Here is a 21,855-nt window from a genome sequence, read left to right as displayed (position 1 = left end):
CGTGATCCTGCAATTTGATGCCGCTCCAGTCTTCGCTTGCACATAGCGGTGAATTCACGTCTCCCACTCTCCCGACGAGGCCGGCCCATGACGAACGGAAACCTGCTTCTGACCTTCAATGCCGGCTCCTCGACCGTCAAAATCGGCGTGTTTGAGGTGCAGGCAGGCAAAGCCCGCCGCGTCGGCAAGGGCTTGATCGATTTCCGTCGCCAACCCCTCACCTTTCATTTGACGGAAGGCCCTGCAGCCTTCGATCGTTCTTTGCAGACGGATGCGGACGGGCAGTTACACCAGGTCGTGGATGAAACCTTTGGCATCCTCGGGGAGCATTTCGACATGTCGGCGGTAAACGCCGTCGGCCATCGCGTCGTGCATGGAGGCGATATCTTCACGGGCCCGGTGCGCCTTGATGAAGACCGTATCTGCAACATCGAGGACCTTACCGTGCTTGCGCCGCTCCACCAGCCTCAGGCCCTGCGCCTCATCCTCGCCGTCAGGCATTTGCGGCCGACGCTTGCGCAGACGGCCTCCTTCGACACTGCCTTCCACAGGACCCAGAGCGATCTCGTTCGCCGCTTCGCCCTTCCACGCGCGCTGCATGATCAGGGGATCAAACGCTACGGTTTTCACGGCCTTTCCTATGCCTTCATCGCCGAAGAGCTACGGCGGCGGGAACCTAAGGCCGCTGCCGGCAAGGTCATCGTCGCCCATCTCGGTAGCGGCGCAAGCCTCTGTGCCATGGAGAAGGGCGAAAGCCGGGATTGCAGCATGGGGTTCTCGACGCTGGACGGCATTCCCATGGCGACACGCTGCGGCAGTCTCGATCCCGGCGTGCTGCTGCATCTTCTCGGGTCGCAAGGCGCAACACTGAAGGAAGCGGAAGACATGCTCTACCACAAGTCCGGTCTGCTCGGCGTCTCCGGCATCGGCGCCGACACGCGCGACCTCCTGAAAAGCCCGAGGCCCGAGGCGCGAGAGGCAATCGATCTGTTTTGCCTGCGCATCGCCGGTGAGGTCGGGCGGATGGCCGCAACCCTCGGCGGCCTGGACAGTCTCGTCTTCACCGCCGGTATTGGCGAGCATCAGCCGGAAATTCGCGCTGATATCTGCCACCGGCTGCGGTGGCTAGGCCTCGATATCGACAAGGACGCGAATGCCGCCAACGCGCCCATCATCAGCACATCATCAAGTTCTGTTACAGCTTTCGTCATTCCGACAGACGAAGAGCAGATCATTGCCGACGAGGCCCTGTCGATTTTTGCGGGCGAGTGAACGAGATCACAAGCACTCGCTCTATCGGCGATCGTTTCGCATTCAACCGCATTGAATTGGAGCCATCCCATGAAAGAGCAGGTAACCGCCCTCTCCGCCACGACGCTTGACGCCGCCGAACTCGACCTTGTCGACCGCTATTGGCGCGCCGCCAACTATCTCTCGGTCGGCCAGATCTATCTTCTCGACAATCCGCTGCTGCGCGAGCCGCTGAAAGCGGAGCATATCAAGCCCCGCCTGCTCGGCCACTGGGGCACGACGCCCGGCCTCAATTTCATCTATGCCCACCTCAATCGCATCATCCGCAATCGCGATCTCGATATCATCTATATCTGCGGCCCTGGACACGGCGGACCCGGCATGGTCGCCAACACCTACCTCGAGGGAACCTACAGCGAAATCTATCCGGACATTTCCTCGGACACGGACGGCATGCGCAAACTATTCCGTCAGTTTTCCTTTCCCGGCGGCATTCCAAGCCATGCAGCGCCCGAGACGCCCGGCTCGATCCACGAGGGCGGCGAACTCGGTTATGCCCTCGTGCACGCCTACGGCGCCGTCTTCGACAATCCCGATCTGATCGCCGCCTGTGTCGTCGGCGACGGCGAGGCCGAAACCGGCCCGCTGGCGGCAAGCTGGCATTCCAACAAATTCCTCAACCCGGCCCGCGACGGCGCCGTGCTGCCGATCCTGCATCTGAATGGCTACAAGATCGCCAACCCGACCCTTCTCGGCCGCGCCGGCGATGAGGATATCCGCCAGCTCTTCACCGGCTATGGCTATGAGCCATTCTTCGTTGAAGGTTCCGACCCAGGCCAGATGCATCAAGCCATGGCCACGACCTTCGAGCAGGCTTTCGATCGCATCCGCACCATTCAACAGGAGGCCCGCAATGACGCCGCCGGCAACGCCTGCCCGCGCTGGCCGATGATCGTCCTCAGAAGCCCGAAGGGCTGGACGGGTCCCAAAGAGGTCGATGGCAAAAAGGTCGAAGGCTTCTGGCGGGCGCATCAGGTGCCGGTTTCCAATTGCCGCCAGGATGCCGGCCATCGGAAGATCCTGGAAGACTGGATGCGAAGCTACGATCCGCAGGATCTCTTCGACGCAGACGGCCGCCTGAAGGATGAATTGCGTGCGCTCGCCCCAGAAGGCAAACGGCGCATGGGCGCCAATCCCCATGCCAATGGCGGCCTTCTGCGCCGCGAACTCACAACACCGGCGATCGGCGATTACGCGGTTGCGGTCAGCGAGCGCGGCAGAACGGTGGCGCAATCGACGGAAGTTCTCGGCCATTATCTGCGCGATATCCTGACCCTCAATGCAGACAACGCCAATTTCCGCATCTTCGGACCCGATGAAACGGAATCAAATCGCCTCGGCAGCGTTTTCGAAGTCACCAACCGTGTCTGGATGGAAGAAATCAAGCCCTATGACGTCGGTCTTGCCCGTGACGGCCGGGTGATGGAGGTCTTGAGCGAACATCTGTGCCAGGGCTGGCTGGAGGGCTATCTGCTCACCGGTCGGCACGGCCTGTTTTCCTGCTACGAAGCCTTCATCCATATCGTCGATTCGATGTTCAACCAGCATGCCAAGTGGCTGAAGGTGTCGCGTGAACTGCCGTGGCGCGAACCGATTTCTTCGCTGAACTACCTGCTGACATCGCATGTCTGGCGGCAGGATCACAACGGCTTCAGCCATCAGGACCCGGGCTTTGTCGATCTCGTCGCCAACAAAAAGGCCGACATCGTGCGCATCTATCTGCCACCGGATGCCAATACGCTGCTGTGGACCGGCGAGCATTGCCTGAAGACCTATGACCGCATCAACGTCATCGTTGCCGGCAAGCAGCCGGAACTGCAGTGGCTCTCAATGGATGAAGCCGTCAGACATTGCGAGGCCGGCATTGGTATCTGGCATTGGGCAAGCAACGAACAGAGCGCCATGGAGCCCGATGTCGTCATGGCCTGCGCCGGCGACGTGCCGACCATGGAAACGCTTGCCGCGGTCGATCTTCTCCGCCAGAACATTCCGGAACTGTCGATCCGCGTCGTTAACGTCGTCGACCTGATGGCGCTGCAATCCAACGAGCAGCATCCGCACGGCCTGACCGACACGGTCTTTGACGAGTTGTTCACGCCGGACCGGCCTGTCATCTTCGCCTATCACGGCTATCCCTATCTGATCCATCGTCTCACCTATCGGCGAACCAATCACGACAACATCCATGTCCGCGGCTTCATCGAGGAAGGGACGACGACAACACCGTTCGACATGACCGTTCTCAACGAACTCGACCGCTACCATCTCGCCATCGAGGCAATCAAGCGCGTGCCGGGATTGAAGGAAAAGCAGGCCGATACAATCAAGCTTTTCCGCGACAAACTTGAAGAGCATCATCGTTATGTCCGCCAGCATGGCGAGGACATGCCGGAAATCAGCGGATGGAAATGGCTCTATGATAATAATGGGACACGTCTTACCTGAGCGACTGACAGGAAAGGGCAAATGAGAGGCAGCAACGGCGCTGTCCAGCCTGCGGCCGCCCAAATGGCCACGTGCTTCAGACGAACCCCTAAGCTACTGAGCAAACACGATCCTTTGCTGCTGCTGATGAGAAATCAATCTTCTGACGCTCGGGTATCGAGGGAAAGGGTTTTAAAGCGCCGATCCGTAAAATGATCGGATACCAATCAAAGTCTAGCAAGTTTGTTGATAGGATAGGTGCGGATCTTACATTGCGTTGCACAGCCCACCTTGGCCGGACGTGATATGGCGGTAACAGGAGCAAGATAGCTAGCTCCCATAACTTCCCGTCCAGCGATTGAATTATAGCCGCCGCAGCATCCGCATGCGGACGGTGGGGATAATGGGAGTTTGATGATGTCACCCTTCCCGGTGTCATCCGTCTGCGAGAATTTTCTTTGAATGATCGGAACGGCCCTTATTTTTCAAGGGCTACCATGTGCAACTGGAACGGCCGCAAACATTGTCGCGCGATTACGTCCGCGCCTTTGAGCCGCCGATACTCGGTACAACAGCATCTGCAATGGCGCTGTGAGCGGCCCCCTACAAATTAATGGGCCAGCAGAATTGCAGTTTTTAGTTGTGATTAGAAGATGCTTATATTGCGACTCACCGCGTCTCGGGGGGATTAATCCCCATTTTATCATGACATGACACAACAACCGGTATAATATTCGCCACGAGATGGAACGCATTTATCCTTGGGGGGCGACACGTGTCCATCAGTTCACGAACGAAACGCCGGATCGGACGCAATGCGCCGACGGTCATCATAATAGACCATCATACACTGGCCCGTACGACCATCGTTAAACTTCTCGAGCACGAACTCGTCGGCTGGGAGTTTGTTGATATGGTCTCTACTGAGAGTCTTGATAGGGCTCTTGGAATGGATGTGCGTCTGGTTGCCTTGGGTTTGGAGGGCAGGAGCGTAGAAAGCGTCGATCTGCTTGACGATCTTACGGCGATTGCGGAACGCTTTTCCGAAGTGCCGATCGCGCTGTTGTCGAGCACCGATAATGCTTCAATCGCGTCTCAGGCGCTGAAAATGGGCATTCGTGGCTTTTTCACCACCTCCATTCCCATAGAGATCGCCCTTGCCGGGCTGCGGCTCGTTCTCGCAGGCGGCATATTCTGCCCGCAGCCTCTGGACACGCTGACGAACGGTTCCGCCAGGCACGCGGACTCTCATGACGATAGTCACAGGATGATAGAGGCACGGGCGCATAGTCCCGATCTTGCCGACTTCACGCCGCGCGAAGCGGATGTGCTTGCCGAACTGCAGCGCGGCTGTTCCAATAAAGTCATTGCGGGAAAGCTCAACCTGTCAGGCCACACGGTGAAAATGCACGTGCAGCACATCATGCGCAAGCTGCAGGTCCAGAACCGGACCGAAGTCGTCGCCCGTTTAGGTTATATGCTAACCAACGGACATGATGCGGCGGCATCGAATTAAGCGCTTTCTTTGGATGTCTTTTCAAGCATTTCGCTTAACGTTGCCGCTGCCAGCATGGTTTCAGCCAATAGCTTCTTGAGCTTGCGGTTCTCCTCCTCCAAAGCCTTCAGCCTTTTGACGTCGAAGCCGACATTCTTGAGCTGCAGGGATTGCCACCGATAGAAGGTCGGCTCGCTGATACCGTATTTGCTGCACACGTCCGTTACGGTCATGCCACTCTGATGCTCCTTCAGAATGTCCATGATCCTGTCATCATTGAATTTTCTCTTACCCATCACTGCGTCCCTTCGACGGCGACATGCTAGAAATTCAGAGGCGCCAGGAAGGAATGGTGGGAGTACCAATCCATATTCGCGTCGCATTTCCGAGTCTTCTGCTCCGGAGTTCGCTTCAATCCTCACGAAACGCTCTGTTGAAGCTATCCAGAAGCGGTCTGATTGCATAAAACGCGACACTACTCTTGCCCGTTTCGATCAATGTTTGGGCGGGCATGCCCGGAACCATCGCGACATTGTGCATCTTCGCCAATCGTTCGTCTGTCACGCGGATCGTCGCTGCATAATAGGCCTGACCGGTCTGCTTATCGACGAGGCGGTCCGCGGAGACATAGTCCACGACACCTTTCAGCAGCGGAACCCGCCGCTGATTATAAGGTAGAAGATGAACTTGTGCTTCCAACCCCGGGTGCACCAAATTAATATCTTCCGGCCGAACATGTGCCGATATTACCAAACGGGCTTGGCGCGGCACCAGATCGACAAGCGGTTCGCCCGCGCCGACCACGCCGCCTGCCGTATGAAAGCGCAGATCCATGATCACGCCCTCCTCGGGCGCCCGGATCTCGGTTCTGGCAAGCTGATCGTCGATCGCCCGCAAACGTTCGCTCAACTGCAGGATCTGCGCTTCCGTGTCGCGCAGACCCTGGGCGACCTCATTCAAGCGATCGCTTTGCAGCTTCACCAGATTGGCCTGCGCCTCGCTGATCACCTGATAGGCGCGCGATATCTGAGCATCCACTTCGCCGGCCTGACCGTCAATGTCGGCCTTCTCGCGGCCGAGATTGAAGATCCTGCTCTTTTTTTCCGCCCCCTTGGAAACAAGGTTGGCCGCCGACTCCATTTCCTGGCGCGAGATTTCGGCCCTGTCGGCGAGCGATGCTTTCTGCGCGCCGAGCCCGATGATCTCCTGCTGGACCTGCCTCATCTTTTCCTGCGTGATCCCTATCTCGGACTGCATCACCTGGCGGCGTGTCTCGAATATCCTTTGCTGCCCGACCATGATGGCTCTGACCGACGGGGTATCGTTCATCAACGCCGCAAGCTCCGCGGGAAAGGTGATCTGGTCGGTACCGCTTTGTTCGGCAAGCAGGCGAGCATGCATGCCCTCGGCGTCCCAGAGCTGCCCTTGAACGCTGTCGCGCTCCGACCGCGACTTGGTATCGTCAAGTTCAATGAGCACCTGCCCCGACGTGACCGCATCGCCGTTCTTGACGAGAATCTGTCGTATGATGCCGCCTTCAAGATGCTGGATGGTCTTGCGGCTGAACTCTGGTTCCACGACACCGGATGCCACCGCTGCGCTCTTCAGAGGCGCAAGGATGGACCATATCCCGAAACCCAGGATGAACACGCAGATCAGCAAGTTTCCCGTCCGCTTCACCGACCGCAATACCGGCATGGGCGACGCCGGTGCCAGCCTCGTGAAATCCGCGTCGAGAACCGGGGAATAACTCAGGAACTTCTTGGCCGCCTCCAGTCTCTGCGCGGACCGGCCGCTCGGGTTCGAGGCGCTTATGAATTTGGCTGACGTACCGGAAGGCAGGACGGTCATGGCACGGCCCTTCCTTCGATTGTTGGCGTCGGCGACGGAGGACGCAGGTAAGTGTCGTAAATATGCTCGCTTTCCCCAAATGCATTGATCATGCCGTTGCGGATAATCGCGATCTTGTTGGTGACGGGCAGAACCCCCATGCGATGGGTAATGATGACGACGATCATCCGTCTGGATCTCATGCGCTCGATCGCGTTGAACAGGATGCGTTCGCCCTCATAATCCAGACTGGAATTCGGATCGTCGAGCACCACAAGCGAGGGATTTCCATAGGCGGCGCGCGCCAATCCGAGCTGCTGCCGCTGTGCGCGCAGCAGCAGGTTTCCCCCCTCGCCAATATCCGTTTCATAGCCCCGCGGCAGCCGCATGATCGTTTCGTGCAGCCCGACAAGCTTGGCCGCTTCGATGGCTCTGGTAGGATCGGCACCATCCAACCGTCCGATAACGTCCTTGATGGCTCCGCCGAAAAGTTCGATGTCCTGCGGCAGATAGCCGACGTGGCGCGTATTGGCGCAGAGGCGCAGCGCGGAAATATCGACGCCCCCCAGGAGCGTGGCTCCGCTTGTCGGGTGCAGGACCCCGGCCATGATCCGGCCAAGCGTCGACTTGCCGGATCCTGAAGGGCCGATCAGCGCAACGCAGTCACCTGGCATCAGGCGCAGCGTGACACCTTTCAAGATGGGCCGATCGGCAAACGGCAGGGAGTAGCCGACATTGTCCAGGATAAGGCCGCTGGGTTCTGGAACGGGGATCGTTCTCGGATCATCCTGGGAAGAAACAACAATCAGCATCTTATTGAGACGATTGAAGGAATTGCGTGCGAACGCAAACGAGCGCCAGGCACCAATCGCGCCCTCGACCGGTGCAAGACCACGGCCGAGCAACAGGCTCGCGACAAATATGATACCCGGGCTGCTGTTATCTTCGAGCACCAGCCAGGTGGCCGCTCCCATGACAAGAATTTGCGTTAACGTCCTGATGGACTTCGAAAATCCGAGAATAATCTCGGTCCGGTGCATGGCGGTATCCTGCGCCCTTCTGGCTGCCTCGGCATCGCGGTAGACGATCTGTGCCGCACCGTCCTGCATCCCCATGGCGCGGATCACCTGAATATATCGAAGGGCTGTTGCAAGCCGCACATAGCTCCGCGACAGCGAAAGATTTGCCTGTGCAATCGGCTGCTGCGTCGCCAGTTCAGTCAGGAGAGCGAGCGACAGGAGAGCGATTGCGCTGAGAAGGCCGATCGTGCCCAGCAACGGATGAACGAGAAAAAGCAGCAGCAGGAATACTGGCGCCCAGGGAATATCGAAAAGAAGCGCACTTGCCGGTGAATCGAGAAACTGGCGCAGCGATGCAAGGTCGCGGTAACAATCGGCCGCAACACTGGAGTCCGCACGGGACGCATATTCGAATGAAGCGTTCAGGACATCCGGACGCAAACGATGGTCCAGCCAACTGCCGATGCGCGAAAGCGCTGCCCGGCGCACGATATCAAGGGTCGAGCCGACCACCACCGCAACGGCGATGATGAGCGTCAGCATCACCAGCGTATCGACGCTGCGGCTCGACATCACCCGGTCGTATATCTGCAAGAGGTAGATGGAAGGAGCGAGAAGAAAGAGATTGTAGCCGCTGCTATAGAGAAAGACCAAGCCGAAGGCTCCGGCGCAAGCCCGAAGGGCCATGACCAGTTGGGTTTGCTGGCGCGGGGATTGTGCAAGATTTGTTGGCGTCATCAGATCTCGCAGCTCCGGATTATGACAAGGCGAATGCTTGGTCGAACTGTCATAAATACGAGGATCGCTGGCCCGAACCTGCGATCCTCAGGACCCGAATTCACGGGCCGGCTGGCATAGTCGATCACGTACCGAGGTGGTGCACGTCGATGCTGCCAAGAGTGTTGTCGAAATGATCGAAAGCGTTCGATACGGCCGTGCTGATGGTATCGGTATGTACCAACGCGGTCGAGACATCGCCGCCCTGGGCAAAGTTGCCGCTACCGCCATTGCCGCCGGCGCCGGACACGATAGTGGCATGCTGGTCGACAAACGACTGAGTGGTTTGTGTGGCTGTCGTGGCTGCAGAAACGGCTGCTACGTCGCCGCCGCTCACAGAGCCCTGGCTACCGTTCGAAGTGGCGTCGCCGCCAGCTCCACCGGTGGCGGTGAGTGCAGCAAGCGTGGCGTTATAAGCTTGGGCAAATCCGCCAGATCCGCCGCCGCCGGCATCCCAGTCAGCCATCTGGTGAACGTGATCGCCATTATGGAGATCAGTTGAGGCGCCGTAGACGTCCTGGTAGTTACTGATATAGGCACTGGGATTGTAATGGATATCACCATTGCCGAAGCCATCGCCGCCATTGCCAGCATTTGCGTTGCCGCCAGAGGGATCACTGAGATTGATCGTATCAGTTATCTGTGGAATAGGCATAGTTAACTCCTCTCCTATTCGGTCCGAAAGTCTCCCACGGCCCGATGCCGGTACGTCATTACCTGGCAAGAAAACCGCTTGCAGACAGTGCTCGCAATTCAACCGGCTAACCAGCCGGATATTCGGAGACGTCCCTTTGGGGGGGTATGGCCGGGAAAGAGGATGTATCCCCAAATGGTTATGCCGAAAAGAAAGCGGGCGGAGGGCTCGACAACAGGCCGACCCTCTCTGCGAGAACTTCCATTAAAACTTGGAACGCGGAACTGGAACGATCTGCGCATGTCCTTGCAAACATGTGCTTCCGAAGCAATTTCAAGAAAAGTGCGAAGCGGTTCTTCCGTCCGCAATTGCGCAAAAACAAGAAAGAGCAGTTTCCTGAACGGCTGAGCCGTTCTAGCTATGCATGAAATTGAGGATGTCGTCGACCAAAGCCGAATGTGCATCCGTCAGGTTGCCCTCACCGCCATGGCCGCCAATGCCCGCCAGTTGCAGCGTATGCTGATCGGTGAGGATATGATCGATCTGCGTGGCATCGGCCGTGCCGCCGGCCGGAACGGCGATGTTGATCGGATGGAAATACCCGATGCTGACATCGACGAAACTACCGTTGGCCGACCCCGATCCGCCGCCGCCACCCATACTGTTGCCGGTGAAGATCGTATCCGACGACATGTTGAAACCGCCGCCATTGCCGCCGATACCCGCCATCTGGATACCGCCCTGATCGAAAATCACATCGTTCGTCTGATGGGCTTCCGCCGAGCCGCCCGCAGCACCCACCGCGATGTTGATCGGCGAAAAAATGGCGACGTTCAGATCGATCATGCTGCCGATGAAGTGACCGTCGCCACCGTGGCCGGCATAGTTGTCACCGGCAAGAATAAGCGTGTTTCCATGGTTTGTGTCGGCACCCTCCGACCCGCCGCCGGCGGCCAGATTGTGGTCGCCGCCCGAGCCGCCGACGCCGCCGATCTGGGTCGCGCCCTGCAGAAACGCCGCGTTGTTCACCTGGTCCGAATGCGCCACAGATCCCGAGCCGCCGGCAACGGCAGTGTTCACCGGAGCGAAGACGGCCACATCGGAGCTGACGATACCACCGAAAAACAGGCCATTGCCGCCGGTTCCGGCATGGTTGACGGAGGTGTTGCCGATACCGCCGAGCGCGATATTGCCGCTACCGCCATTGCCGCCTATGCCGGCCATTTCGGTGGAGTGCTGATTGATGAACGCATCATTGCCCTGAGTGGCATAGGCTGTCGATTGAGGGCCGGCTATGGCGGCATTGGATGGGGTGAAGATAGCAAGGGGATTGCTGCTGATAAGGCCGGTCGCGATTCCGTCGCCGCCGCTTCCTGCGGAATTGATATTCGAGTTGGGCGCAAGATCCAACGGCATCCATGTGGGAACCAGTGCAAGATGTCCTGCACCAGCACCGGAGAGCACGTTTTGCCCACTGCTCGCATTGGGCACGTCTTCCCCTGTCAGACGAGTTTCCGTCATCGCGGTCTCCCCTTTGCACTCTCACGCGTGGCGCGAATGTCGAACTCCATTGTGGAGTGCGAATAGCAAAAAGAAGAGCCTGCAATTCGTCTACGCCCACATGGGCGGGTATAATAGCCATTTGGCGGTTATACCATTTGGCCGTAGGCCGTGAGCGCATAGAGATTGGTCGGCGCACCGTGCAGCATGACTTCACGCTCGAAGGTGAAGCCGGACTTTTCGAGCACACGTCTGGAAGCGACATTGGCCGAACGGACGAGTCCGATCACGCGCGCAGCATATAAGTTACTGAACGCAAATGATAAAATCTCCGTCACCAATTCGGTCGCGTAACCCTGTCCCCAATTATCCGGATGCAGGTGATAGGACAGGTTGAGACCCTCGAATTCCTTCGACACCGTCACGCCGCCGAACCCGATCGGCCGGCCGTTCGCCTCGACGGCCCAGCGACCAAATCCGTGGTTACGCCAATGATCGATGTCATGAGAGAGTCGTCGGGCGCTTGCCTCCGGTGTATCCGGCGTCGGATCGGGCCGGTGCGCGACGAGCTCCGGCCGGGTAAAGAGCGCCGTCACGAAATCGAGATCCGCCTCCGCGGGCGTGCGCAACAGCAAGCGTTTCGTTCGCCGAACCGAAGATGATGGCATAGGAGCCCTTTCTCCAAGCTTCACACCGCCTCGGCCAAAGGAACCTGGTCGAAGCAGCAGGCAGCGTCGGAAACGCCCATACGGCATCCGGATGCTTCTAATGACTCTGCGACGATTTCCACGAACAGCCGGCGGAACCAGACAGCCCGGCTGTCCGTCCGGTCGACGCGACGATAGAGCATCGTCACCGGCTCGGCCGGCAGATCGAGCGGCGGCTCGGAGACGGTCAGGCCATGAAGCTGGGCCATACAGCGGGCAATCGATTCCGGGATGGTGGCGATGGCCGGCATTGCCCGCAAAACCGTCGGCAGGGCCGAAAAGCGCGGCACGGTCGCCACCACCTGCCGGCGATCGCCGGTGCGGGCGAGAGCAATATCGACATTGCTGGACGTATTGCCTTCAAAGGACACGGTGACGTGAGCGGCGGCGGCAAAATCCTTGAAGCTGAGCGGTGCGGTCCGCCCTATTTGAACCGGGTCGTAGATGCAGACCGATGCCTGCTCGAACAATGGCGCACGAATATGCCAGGATGCCGGCTCGTCATGTACCGAGACGCTGAAATCATAGGCGCCCTCGTCCAGCAAACGTCCGGCGTCGCGCTTGTCGAAAGCCACGCCGATCAAGCGTGCGCCCGGCGCCATCAACCGCAACCGCGCCACTAATGGGCCGAAGAAAGCGGATTCGAGATTGTCGCACATGCCGACGCGGAACTCGCCTTCCCAGCTTGCCGGATCGAAGGCGGTCGGCGGGCGAATGGCGCGCTCGATACCCGAAAGCGCATCCTCTATCGCCGGAGCAATGGCAAGAGCGCGCGGCGTCGGCTGCAAACCGCGCCCGACGCGCACGAACAATTCGTCATCCAGCGTCTCGCGCAACCGGCGCAGCGCAGCCGACAGGCCCGGCTGACCGAGCAATAGGCGCTCGGCGGCACGGCTCACATTCCGTTCCTGCATGAGCACGGAAAAGGCGAGCAGCAGATTGAGATCGATTTTTCGGAGCGTCGCATCATTCATCATCACCAGTAATACCTGGCATGGTTACTATCAATTTGCAATAGGGTTAGAAGCTGTACATTTTCTCGTTCCCTGCCGCCCGCCAACCTCCCGAGAGGCGGCAGCATAGGAAGGAACGATTCCGATGACTTATTCCAAATCACGAAGTGGAGCCGGGCTGGCATTGCTGCTGCTTTGCGCCGCCAACTTCCTGGACGCCATGGATGTCTCCACCATCGGCGTGGCCCTGCCCGCAATCCAGACCGAACTCGGCATTCAGGCGACATCGCTGCAATGGGCCGTCAGCGCCTACGTGCTCGGCTATGGCGGCTTTCTGCTGCTCGGCGGCCGCGTCGCCGATCTTTTCGGCCACCGCCGCGTCTTCCTCTGGTCGCTCGGTGTCTTTGCCGCCGCCAGCATCGCCGGCGGTTTCGTAGATAGCGCACCGACCCTGATTGCCGCGCGTCTGATCAAGGGCATTGCCGCAGCCTTTACCGCGCCGGCAGCACTTGCCCTGCTGCTGTCCGTGTTCGGAGAAGGAAGCGCCCGCGCCAAGGCGCTCGGCGTATTCTCCTCCACCGGCGCTGCCGGCTTTGTACTCGGCATGGTGCTCGGCGGCGCCGCAACCATCATTAGCTGGCGGGCGACGCTGGTCATGGGCGCGCCGGTTGCGATCCTCGCGCTGGTGCTTGCGCCCTTCGTCCTGCCTGCCGATCATCGGCGGACTGGGCCGCGGCCTCATTTCGACTGGGCCGGCGCGCTGACGATCACGCCTGGATTGCTGCTGTTCGTCTTCGGCATCACCAATGCCGCAGCCGCCGGCTGGCAGGCATTTTCCACCTGGGGAGCATTGGTCGCGGCTCTGGTCCTCATCCTGCTCTTTCTGCTGGTCGAAGCCCGGCATAGGGATCCGATGGTGCCGCTCGCCATCTTCCGACGGGCAAAGCTCAGCCATGCCAATGCCCTTGCCGCTTTGTTCCAGGGCGTCTATGTCGGCTTCCAGTTCATCGCGACGCTCTACTACCAGAACGTCGTCGGCTGGTCGGCCTTCGCGACTGGTTTCGCCTTCGCGCTCGGCGGTGTCTGCGTCATGTTTCTCGCTCCCCGCTTCGCCACGATCGGGCAGAACCGCGGCACGACCTTGCTGATGACGCTTGGGGCCGGGCTGCAGGCCATCAGCTATGTCTTCTGGGTTCTCTCGGTTGGAAACATCAATCCGATCCTGCTCGTTGCCGTCTCTCAGATATTGCTAGGCGTCGGCTATGCCATGACCTATCCGTCGGTGCAGGTTGCGGCACTGTCCGACGTTGAAGACGATAAGTCGGGCCTGGCGTCCGGGCTGCTGTTTGCTTCTTTCCAGATCGGCGGCGGCATCGTGCTCGCAGCCGCATCGGCGATCTTCGGCGCGGCCCGAGCTTCGGCTGGAATCCCTATATCGCCGGCACCGCCTTCGTCGCGATACTGGCGACCGCGGTGACGTTGCTGGCCGCCGTGGGACCGAGAACATCGACAGCGCGCCCGGACGCCTATCAGGCGGCGGAATAATTGGCGTTGCAGGTACCCGCACTGCTTTGGTGCGGGTATTTGCGATCAGCCAGCTTCGATTGTCCTGACCCCCTACGACGACAGCGATGCCGCCTCGGCGGCACGCCGCTTCAGCAGGTCGCGCTCCCGCTGGTTTCCGGCAAGGGCGGCGGCCGCTTCGAAAGCGGCTTTCGCCTCCCCGTGACGAGCGAGCTTCTGGAGCAGGTCGCCACGGACGCTCGGCAGCAGGTGATATCCCTTGAGCGCCGGCTCATCTGCAAGCTGATCCACGATCGCCAGCCCCGCCTCCGGTCCCTCAGCCATCCCCACCGCGACCGCGCGATTGAGTTCGATGATCGGCGAAGGCAGAATTGCCGCCAGTTCCGCATAAAGCCCGGCAATGCGCGACCAATCGGTCGCCTCGGCGGTCCGAGCTTCCGTATGGCAGGCGACAATGGCTGCCTGAAGCGCGTAAGCGCCGCCCGCACCGCCGAGGTCACGCACCCGCGCCAGTGCTCGCAATCCCCGCCGGATCTGTAGCTGATCCCAAAGGGCACGGTTCTGTTCCAGCAGAAGGATCGGCTCGCCGGCTGCATCCGTACGCGCTGCCGTGCGTGAGGCATTCAGTTCCATCAGCGCCAGCAGCGCATGCGCTTCGGCCTCGTTCGGCGCGATGGAGGTGAGAATGCGGCCCATGCGCAATGCTTCGTTGCAGAGTTGCGGCCGCAGCCAATCCTCGCCGCGCGCTGCCGTGTAGCCCTCGTTGAAAATCAGATAGACGACCTCCAGCACGGAGGCGAGCCGTTGCGCGAGCTCCTCGCCGCAAGGTGTCTCATAAGCCAGCCCCGATTCCGAAAGGGTTCGTTTGGCGCGAACGATGCGCTGAGCGATCGTTGACTCCGGCAGCAGAAAAGCCCTGGCGATCTCCTCTGTCGTCAAGCCGCAAATCATCCGCAGCGCCAATGCAACGCGAGCCTCCCGCGATATCAGCGGATGACAGGCGGTGAAGACGAGACGGAGCAGTTCGTCGCCTATGTCGTCGTCGAGGGCAGCGTCTAAATTGGGCATCGCCTGCTGCTCCTCATCCATATCCAGGGCGATCATTTCATGCTTGCGCTCGAGCATCTGACGGCGGCGCAGGTGATCCAGCGCCCGCCGCTTGGCCGTCGCCATCAGCCATGCACCGGGCCTTTCTGGAACGCCCGTCTCGGGCCACCGTTCCAGCGCGGCCAACAGCGCCTCTTGAGTGAGGTCCTCGGCCAATGGCACGTCGCGCAGCATCCTTGCCAGGCTGGTGATCAGCCTCGGCTGCTCGATCCGCCAGACCGCCAGGATCGTCCGGTGGGCGTCGGCGGCCGTCATGGCCGCCCGTCCCGTCTTTCGGCCGTTCGCCTCACGCGACCGCAGCGGAGTGAACGGAGTGCGGCTTGCATACGTTCTCTATATCCGGCGTGAAGAACGGCCGGACCTCGCATGTGCCTTCCCAACCTGGCATGTGATCGATGTGGAGCTGCATGAATTCGACTGTCAGCGCCACGGCCTCTTCCTTGTTCTGAAATTCGAAGATCGCGTAGCCGCCGACCACTTCCTTGGCCTCGACGAATGGGCCGTCGACGATGACGAGCTTTCCGTCTTTGATGCTGACGCGGGCTCCGGTTTCCATCGGCATGAGTCCGGCGGTATCGATCATGCGCCCGGCCTTGATCTCGCGATCGGCGAGCTTACCCATGGCTTCCACGAGTTCCGGCGTCGGCATGCCGATTTGGGCGGAAGTGATGATGGACATGAAACGCATTTGACCATTCCTTTCGAGCCGAGCCGCTGGCGCCATTGCCGCGAAATTGTCTCGCTCACTATGACGACGAAGCAATGCTGCGGAAATCGACAGACAGTTTGAAAAAATGCATTGAAAGCGCCTCGGCTCAAGATCCCAAACGGGCGCCCGCACTCTTCCCTGTGCTCTTTATTGACTTCGAACGGTCGTTGAAAGATGGTTGGAACCAACGCCGAAGCCATTGGATTTGAAGGGATGACGTACCTTCGGCCTTGGCAAGCACGAAACCGCGGAAGCCGACAACAGGAGCCTGCTTTTATGTTCGATCACATCTCCATTGGTGTCAAAAGCCTGGACAGAGCGCGGCAATTCTACGACGCGGCACTGGCGCCGCTCGGCTACGAGCGGCTGTCGAATTTCGAAGGCACGATCGGATATGGCGCGGAACGGGCACAGTTCTGGGTCATGGAGGTGGAGCGACCGGTTCCGGCCGATCGCGGCTCCGGCCTGCACTTCTGCTTCGTCGCACCGAGCCAGGCGGCGGTCGATGCCTTCTACGCCGCCGCGCTTGCCAATGGCGGCGAGGACAACGGCAAGCCGGGCATCCGGCCCGATTACAGCCAATTCTACTATGCAGCCTTCATCATCGATCCCGACGGTTATCGTCTCGAAGCTTACTTCCAGACCGGCGAATAATCTGCGGCAGGCAGGCCACTCGCTAGAATTTCCGTATACAGAGCGAGCCTGCTTTCAATCCTAAGCTGTCCCGTGCTAATCTCCTCGCCTTCATCCGAGAATGTCGCCACGACCCCATCGTAACTTTCACCCTGGAGGCAGGCATGACAATATTCAGGAAGGCAGTTATCTCTCGGCCGGGCGCTGAACGGATCGCCCGCACACCCTTCGGCGCCCCGGTGGTCATTCACGCAACCGCCGCGGATACAAATGGTGCTATCGGCATGTGGGAAACATTCACCCCGCCGGGCCAAGGGCCAGCGCCGCACACCCATACGCGCGAGATGGAGGTATTTCGCATCATCCGTGGCACATACCGCTTCCAGTGCGGCGAAGAGGAGTTCGATGCCGCGCCCGGCACCGTCGTCGCGCTGCCCCCGCATGTACGCCATAGCTGGCGCAACATCAGCGACGAACCCGGCCAGATGTTCGTCACTGTGACGCCCGGCGGATGCGAACAACTTTTCATAGACATCGAAGCCACAGGCGCGGATACGCCCGAAAAGATTGCTGTTATCGAGGCAAGGCTGGGAATCGTCAACGACGAAACCGAGGCCCTCTCCACTCGCCACACAAAATGATCGTGCTCGGTAAAATCACCGCAACCGCAGAAATTTGTTGGCCACTCTTTGAAAGGACAAACCCCACTTCCTAACCATTTGATGTTTCAGGCTGCTGTCAGGCTTTTGCCGTAGGGAAAGCTGGGCGAAGATTGTCAGCAGCGTTTCGCGAGAGCCGAACCTTCGTCCCGTTCCTATATGCGATGACGGAAGACGGCCTTTCCTGATGTATGATGATTTTGCTGCTTACCCCAAACGTACGGCGTCGTTCGGCAGGCCGCTTGCCTTCTTCCTGGCATTATCCGCATCCTGGTGTTTGCTGCTTCTTCTCTTCAACAGATTTCCTGAGATTGATCTTTCCGTCGCCCGCAGCGTCTTCACGAACGCGCCTTGCCCGTGGACCGATTCGGCCGGCGACGTCTGCGGCATGTTTGCCTACGACAAGGATCGGCTCTTCGTCATCCTGCGCTCCATGACGCTTGCTTTACCCTACGTTGCGGTGGCCGTACTGCTCGCGATTCCCTTCCTTTCCTGGAGAAAACTTGGACCCGATTGGCGCACGCCGAAAATCGACCAGTGCATGGCGGCGCTGTTATCGCTTGCCCTCGGCTGCGGCCTCATCGTCAACCTGTTCCTGAAAGCGTTTTCCGGCCGGCCCCGCCCACGCGATACCGATCTCTTCGGCGGGGCGCTGGATTTCGTTCAGGCCGGCTCGTTTGCGGGCAAGTGTCTCAGGAATTGTTCCTTCATTTCCGGCGAGTCGTCATCGGCCGGATGGCTTCTCTGTCTCGTCCTGTTGCTGCCGCCCCGCTGGCGCGTTCCTCTTGGAGTACCGCTTGCCGTCGTATCGGTCATAATGCCGACGATGCGTGTTCTGACCGGTGCTCATTACCTGTCCGACGCAGTCCTGGGTTGGCTTTTGTCGCTGGTCATTTTCGCAGCCATGCTGACCGTTTTCGAGATCTTCAGCGCCAGATCGCAGCAGCCTTGAGGACAGCATCGTGGCTGCGTCGTTCAGCCGGCTTTGGGAAGAATGTGCGAGCGGCAATGTCCGAATTTTCCGACACTCGAAGATGTCGTTGCTCTACGGATGCGGGCAGTGAGTTCGCCAAGCCCGAACGGCTTTATGAGATAATCGACCGCGCCGATGCTCATTCCGGTGATCTGGTCCGAGAGCTGATCATAAGCCGACATGATGATGACCGGCGTTGAATCGGCCTTCTCGGCCTTCTTGCCCATATATTTCAGCAGTTCCAGGCCGCTGCCATCCGGCAGGCGAAGGTCAAGGAGAACGACGCTATAAGCTCCGGCCGCAACCGCCGTCATCGCTGACCGAAGGTCCGTCGACCAATCAACCGTCCAGCCCTCGGCAAGCAAATGATCCTGCACTGCATTGCCAATGGTGGCGTTGTCTTCGACCAGCAAAATCCGCACGACTTCTCCCTTGTTCAAGAAATGAAGCTATGATCGGAATTTCTGACGACGACCTGAAATTCGCATCTTCGCGGGCTGAAAAGAGCAGATAAGGGGCAGCGATCACCAAACAATGGTGCACAAGCGGATGTCGTTCAGGTAAATGTCAGCAACCGCGGGCACGGTCCCGCGCTTTAAAATAGTCAAAGTCGCGTCCTATGCGCTGCGATCTACGGTTTGCCGACTCGCTTTGCAGGAAACGCCTTGGAGAAAAACATTGAACGACAAAAACACCCAGCCTGGCCGACAGGGCGTCCGGCCAGCAATCGGCAGTGTCACTCTTTGCCTTTTAACCACGATTTATATCCTCCTTGTGACAAACCAGGCGTTTTGGACCAAGGCTTACGGCTATTTCATCGCGGAACCTACCGCCTTTGCCGCCTTCGCCATGGGCATCTCCGCCGCGATCATGGCGCTCTTCACGTCTTTCTCCGCCAAATACGTCACCAAACCGGTTCTGATTTTCTTTGTTCTCGTGGCGGCGGTGTCCTCCTGGTTCAATGATCAGTTCGGGGTCATCATCGACAAGGAGATGATCCGCAATGCGGCGGTATCGACCGGCGCCGAGGCCGGCCACCTGATCACGCTGCGCTTCGCGACGCATGTGCTGTTGACGGGCGTTTTGCCCTCTCTGGTGATTGCATGGGTGCGCATTGCGCATCGTCCCATTCTCAAGAAGCTTGCCTATAATACCGCTGTCATCCTCTCCTGCCTCGCCGTTTTCGTGGTTGTAGGCACCAGCTTCTACAAAACGTTCGCCGGTGTCGGCCGTGCGCATCCCGATCTCGTGGATATGCTCAACCCAGTAATGCCGATCAGCAGCGCCGTGCGCTACGCCATCAACTCGCGAAAGGATTCAAGCATCGTCGCACAGCCTTTGGGGACGGATGCCCATAGGGTTGGCGCGACGGACAACGGCAAGCCGCGGGTGACCATCATCGTCGCCGGCGAAACCGCGCGTGCCCAAAATTTCTCGCTCGGCGGCTATGGCAAGATGACCAATCCGGAGCTGGCGAAACAGAATATCGTGTACTTCCCCAACACCAGCAGTTGCGGCACGGCAACGGCAACCTCGATCCCCTGCCTGTTCTCGGTCTATACACGGGAGCAATATACCCACTTGAAGGGTCTCGAGACGCAGAACCTCCTCGACGTGCTGACCCATGCAAAGGTTGACGTCGCCTGGCTGGACAATGATACGGGCAGCTATCACGTCACTGACCGCGTCCCCTACACTTATCTGCCGACGTCGGCCGATCCCCGCTTCTGCAAGGATGGCGAATGCCTGGATGCGATCCTGGTGGACAAGGTCGACAACTGGCTGGACCATGTCAAAGGAGACAGCGTCCTCGTGTTGCACCAGCTCGGCAGCCATGGCCCCGCCTACTACCAGCGCTATCCCGAAGAGTTCCGCCGCTTCACGCCCGACTGCCGCGCCAATGATTTCGGCAGTTGCACGCCGGAGGAAATCACCAACGCCTATGACAATACGATCCTTTACACCGATCACATCGTTTCGGCGGTGATCGATAAGTTGAAGCAGCGCTCAAACTCGCTGTCCGGCGCGGTCGTATACTTCTCCGATCACGGCGAGTCGCTTGGCGAGAACGGGATCTACCTGCACGGCACGCCCTATCTCATCGCCCCGTCGGAACAGACCCATGTGCCGTTCCTGGTCTGGCTCGCCGACGATCTGGCGAAGACGGGCGGCTATGACATGAGCTGTCTGGCAAAACACGCCGCTGACGGCACCTATTCTCACGACAACATCTTCCACAGCGTCCTCGGCCTGATGGATGTCGCAACGAAGGTCTACGACCCCAGCCTGGATGTGTTCGCCGGGTGCCGTCGTTCCCCGAATAAGCTGGCGCAATTGCATTGATGGCAGCCAGCCTCGAACCCGACTTGCGGTCCCCCTAAGCCGCGACCGCAAGTCGCCCCCGCCTTTCAAAGCCGCGTCGGATATCGAATTCCTCGAACGGAATCGCCGAAACTTTACGGATGGTTCGCATGGGAGAACAGGGGTAAATGCCTGGCCAACGCAATTGCGATAGGCGACGGAAACATCATGACGGCAAAGATTGTCGAATTTGGGCTCGATACTTTCGGTGACGTGACCCAAGACGAAAGCGGGACACGGGAATCTCACGCACAGGTCATCCGCAATGTGATCGAGGAAGGCATACTCGCGGACCAGCTCGGGATCGATTTCTTCGGCATCGGCGAGCATCATCGTCAGGATTTCGCGATCTCCTCACCGGAAACGGTGCTTGCCGCAATTGCCGGCCGCACGTCGCGAATCCGCCTCGGCTCAGCCGTGACGGTTTTAAGCTCCGATGATCCCATCCGCGTCTTCCAGCGCTTTTCCAGCCTGGATGCCGCTTCGAGCGGACGGGCCGAGGTGATCCTCGGCCGCGGTTCCTTTACGGAATCCTTCCCGCTCTTCGGCTTCGAGCTGTCGCAGTATGAAAAGCTGTTCGAGGAAAAGCTCGATCTTTTCGCTGCCCTGCTTTCCAATGAACCCGTCACGTGGAAGGGCACGACCCGCCCGCCGCTCAGCAATCAACGCGTTTTCCCGACGATCGAGAACGGTCGCCTGAAAACATGGATCGGCGTTGGCGGCAGCCCGGCTTCGGTCGTCCGCGCCGCGCAATATAATCTGCCGCTGATGCTGGCGATCATCGGTGGCAGCCCCTATCGCTTTCAGCCCTATATCGATCTCTATCACAGGGCATTCGCGCAATTGGGCGGCACGGTCCAGCCGATCGGCATCCATTCGCCGGGCTATATCGCCGAGACGGACGATCAGGCTCGCGAAGAACTCTGGCCGAGCTACAAGGCGATGCGCGATCGCATAGGCCGCGAGCGCGGCTGGCCGCCGATGACACGCAACGAATTCGACAGCGAGATCGAAAGCGGCTCGCTCTATGTTGGCTCGCCCGAAACGGTTGCCGCCAAGCTCGCGCCTGTCGTCAAGACGCTCGGCATCAGCCGCTTCCAGTTGAAATACAGCGCCGGCACGCTCAGCCACCGCAAACTGATGCGCTGCATCGAGCTCTACGGACAGAAAGTTATCCCCGCGGTACGGGCGGCGATAAATGGCAATGCCTGAGAGCCCGGCCTTTTCAGCCAAAGGCCT

General features: G+C 59.4%; 18 protein-coding genes and 1 pseudogene. 9 read left to right on the top strand and 10 right to left on the bottom strand.

Translation table 11 applies throughout. From position 1 onward, the window contains the following. The first annotated feature begins 87 nt into the window (after positions 1-87). The 3 genes from QDY28_RS20510 (at position 88) to QDY28_RS20500 (ending at position 5,251) form a co-directional block, all read left to right on the top strand. Entirely contained in the window at positions 88-1,272 is a 1,185-nt protein-coding gene (locus QDY28_RS20510) for an acetate/propionate family kinase (protein WP_331383494.1), read from the top strand. Positions 1,273-1,341: 69 nt separating this feature from the next. After that, positions 1,342-3,756 carry a phosphoketolase family protein gene (locus QDY28_RS20505; protein ID WP_331383493.1) on the top strand — a complete coding sequence of 805 codons (2,415 nt, stop codon included), beginning with the start codon at positions 1,342-1,344 and terminating at the stop codon, positions 3,754-3,756. A 754-nt stretch (positions 3,757-4,510) separates the two neighbouring features. Continuing rightward, entirely contained in the window at positions 4,511-5,251 is a 741-nt protein-coding gene (locus QDY28_RS20500) for a response regulator transcription factor (protein ID WP_331383492.1), read from the top strand. On the opposite strand, the gene QDY28_RS20495 is transcribed toward QDY28_RS20500, so the two are convergent. The 7 genes from QDY28_RS20495 to QDY28_RS20465 all read right to left on the bottom strand — a co-directional run bounded on the left by QDY28_RS20495 (position 5,248) and on the right by QDY28_RS20465 (position 12,674). Next, a complete protein-coding gene (locus QDY28_RS20495; protein WP_331383491.1) occupies positions 5,248-5,526 on the bottom strand; it encodes a transposase in 279 nt (92 codons plus the stop codon). The two genes, QDY28_RS20500 and QDY28_RS20495, sit on opposite strands and share 4 nt — an antisense overlap. 115 nt (positions 5,527-5,641) lie before the next feature. Next, positions 5,642-7,081: an HlyD family type I secretion periplasmic adaptor subunit gene (locus tag QDY28_RS20490; protein ID WP_331383490.1), complete on the bottom strand. Its 1,440-nt coding sequence runs from the start codon at positions 7,079-7,081 to the stop codon at positions 5,642-5,644. Further along, entirely contained in the window at positions 7,078-8,817 is a 1,740-nt protein-coding gene (locus QDY28_RS20485; protein ID WP_331383489.1) for a type I secretion system permease/ATPase, read from the bottom strand. The genes QDY28_RS20490 and QDY28_RS20485 overlap by 4 nt, the downstream gene beginning before the upstream one ends. A gap of 124 nt (positions 8,818-8,941) precedes the next feature. After that, positions 8,942-9,511, bottom strand: coding sequence for a PE-PGRS family protein (locus QDY28_RS20480; protein ID WP_331383488.1), 570 nt, complete (start codon positions 9,509-9,511; stop codon positions 8,942-8,944). A 393-nt stretch (positions 9,512-9,904) separates the two neighbouring features. Continuing rightward, entirely contained in the window at positions 9,905-11,011 is a 1,107-nt protein-coding gene (locus QDY28_RS20475) for a hypothetical protein (protein WP_331383487.1), read from the bottom strand. Positions 11,012-11,139: 128 nt separating this feature from the next. Beyond that, entirely contained in the window at positions 11,140-11,658 is a 519-nt protein-coding gene (locus QDY28_RS20470) for a GNAT family N-acetyltransferase (protein WP_331383486.1), read from the bottom strand. A 20-nt stretch (positions 11,659-11,678) separates the two neighbouring features. Then, the gene (locus QDY28_RS20465) at positions 11,679-12,674 is read right to left on the bottom strand and encodes a LysR family transcriptional regulator (RefSeq protein ID WP_331383523.1); all 996 of its coding nucleotides are present in this window, start codon (positions 12,672-12,674) and stop codon (positions 11,679-11,681) included. Between the two features lie 121 nt (positions 12,675-12,795). Between QDY28_RS20465 and QDY28_RS20460 the strand changes: the two are divergent. Continuing rightward, a pseudogene (locus QDY28_RS20460) lies at positions 12,796-14,195 on the top strand (MFS transporter). Between the two features lie 72 nt (positions 14,196-14,267). Here the strand turns inward: QDY28_RS20460 and QDY28_RS20455 are convergent. Together QDY28_RS20455 and QDY28_RS20450 are read right to left on the bottom strand one after the other, a co-directional pair. After that, positions 14,268-15,536, bottom strand: coding sequence for an RNA polymerase sigma factor (locus QDY28_RS20455; RefSeq protein WP_331383485.1), 1,269 nt, complete (start codon positions 15,534-15,536; stop codon positions 14,268-14,270). Positions 15,537-15,567: 31 nt separating this feature from the next. Beyond that, positions 15,568-15,969: a YciI family protein gene (locus QDY28_RS20450; protein ID WP_331383484.1), complete on the bottom strand. Its 402-nt coding sequence runs from the start codon at positions 15,967-15,969 to the stop codon at positions 15,568-15,570. A gap of 297 nt (positions 15,970-16,266) precedes the next feature. On the opposite strand from QDY28_RS20450, the gene QDY28_RS20445 reads away from it, so the two are divergent. The 3 genes from QDY28_RS20445 (at position 16,267) to QDY28_RS20435 (ending at position 18,234) form a co-directional block, all read left to right on the top strand. Beyond that, the gene (locus QDY28_RS20445; RefSeq protein WP_104823932.1) at positions 16,267-16,644 is read left to right on the top strand and encodes a VOC family protein; all 378 of its coding nucleotides are present in this window, start codon (positions 16,267-16,269) and stop codon (positions 16,642-16,644) included. Positions 16,645-16,787: 143 nt separating this feature from the next. Beyond that, the gene (locus tag QDY28_RS20440; RefSeq protein ID WP_331383483.1) at positions 16,788-17,264 is read left to right on the top strand and encodes a cupin domain-containing protein; all 477 of its coding nucleotides are present in this window, start codon (positions 16,788-16,790) and stop codon (positions 17,262-17,264) included. A 205-nt stretch (positions 17,265-17,469) separates the two neighbouring features. Beyond that, positions 17,470-18,234, top strand: coding sequence for a phosphatase PAP2 family protein (locus QDY28_RS20435; protein WP_331383481.1), 765 nt, complete (start codon positions 17,470-17,472; stop codon positions 18,232-18,234). 23 nt (positions 18,235-18,257) lie between these two features. Here QDY28_RS20435 and QDY28_RS20430 read toward each other — a convergent pair whose 3' ends face one another. Beyond that, positions 18,258-18,677, bottom strand: coding sequence for a response regulator (locus QDY28_RS20430; protein ID WP_331383480.1), 420 nt, complete (start codon positions 18,675-18,677; stop codon positions 18,258-18,260). Between the two features lie 256 nt (positions 18,678-18,933). On the opposite strand from QDY28_RS20430, the gene QDY28_RS20425 reads away from it, so the two are divergent. Next, positions 18,934-20,598: a phosphoethanolamine transferase gene (locus QDY28_RS20425; RefSeq protein ID WP_331383479.1), complete on the top strand. Its 1,665-nt coding sequence runs from the start codon at positions 18,934-18,936 to the stop codon at positions 20,596-20,598. 186 nt (positions 20,599-20,784) lie between these two features. Beyond that, positions 20,785-21,828 carry an LLM class flavin-dependent oxidoreductase gene (locus QDY28_RS20420; RefSeq protein ID WP_331383478.1) on the top strand — a complete coding sequence of 348 codons (1,044 nt, stop codon included), beginning with the start codon at positions 20,785-20,787 and terminating at the stop codon, positions 21,826-21,828. Positions 21,829-21,855 lie beyond the last annotated feature (27 nt).

Source organism: Rhizobium sp. BR 362, assembly GCF_036528765.1.
Taxonomy (GTDB): Bacteria; Pseudomonadota; Alphaproteobacteria; order Rhizobiales; family Rhizobiaceae; genus Rhizobium.
The sequence above is the reverse complement of the archived record's forward strand: the minus strand, read 5'-3'. Positions and strand labels throughout refer to the sequence as shown.

Coding starts and splice junctions, on each gene's coding strand:
- QDY28_RS20485 (WP_331383489.1), bottom strand. CDS start 8,817: ATGACGCCAACAAATCTTGCACAATCCCCGCGCCAGCAAACCCAACTG.
- QDY28_RS20475 (WP_331383487.1), bottom strand. CDS start 11,011: ATGACGGAAACTCGTCTGACAGGGGAAGACGTGCCCAATGCGAGCAGT.
- QDY28_RS20490 (WP_331383490.1), bottom strand. CDS start 7,081: ATGACCGTCCTGCCTTCCGGTACGTCAGCCAAATTCATAAGCGCCTCG.
- QDY28_RS20440 (WP_331383483.1), top strand. CDS start 16,788: ATGACAATATTCAGGAAGGCAGTTATCTCTCGGCCGGGCGCTGAACGG.
- QDY28_RS20480 (WP_331383488.1), bottom strand. CDS start 9,511: ATGCCTATTCCACAGATAACTGATACGATCAATCTCAGTGATCCCTCT.
- QDY28_RS20510 (WP_331383494.1), top strand. CDS start 88: ATGACGAACGGAAACCTGCTTCTGACCTTCAATGCCGGCTCCTCGACC.
- QDY28_RS20495 (WP_331383491.1), bottom strand. CDS start 5,526: ATGGGTAAGAGAAAATTCAATGATGACAGGATCATGGACATTCTGAAG.
- QDY28_RS20455 (WP_331383485.1), bottom strand. CDS start 15,536: ATGACGGCCGCCGACGCCCACCGGACGATCCTGGCGGTCTGGCGGATC.
- QDY28_RS20470 (WP_331383486.1), bottom strand. CDS start 11,658: ATGCCATCATCTTCGGTTCGGCGAACGAAACGCTTGCTGTTGCGCACG.
- QDY28_RS20465 (WP_331383523.1), bottom strand. CDS start 12,674: ATGATGAATGATGCGACGCTCCGAAAAATCGATCTCAATCTGCTGCTC.
- QDY28_RS20420 (WP_331383478.1), top strand. CDS start 20,785: ATGACGGCAAAGATTGTCGAATTTGGGCTCGATACTTTCGGTGACGTG.
- QDY28_RS20435 (WP_331383481.1), top strand. CDS start 17,470: ATGTATGATGATTTTGCTGCTTACCCCAAACGTACGGCGTCGTTCGGC.
- QDY28_RS20450 (WP_331383484.1), bottom strand. CDS start 15,969: ATGCGTTTCATGTCCATCATCACTTCCGCCCAAATCGGCATGCCGACG.
- QDY28_RS20505 (WP_331383493.1), top strand. CDS start 1,342: ATGAAAGAGCAGGTAACCGCCCTCTCCGCCACGACGCTTGACGCCGCC.
- QDY28_RS20445 (WP_104823932.1), top strand. CDS start 16,267: ATGTTCGATCACATCTCCATTGGTGTCAAAAGCCTGGACAGAGCGCGG.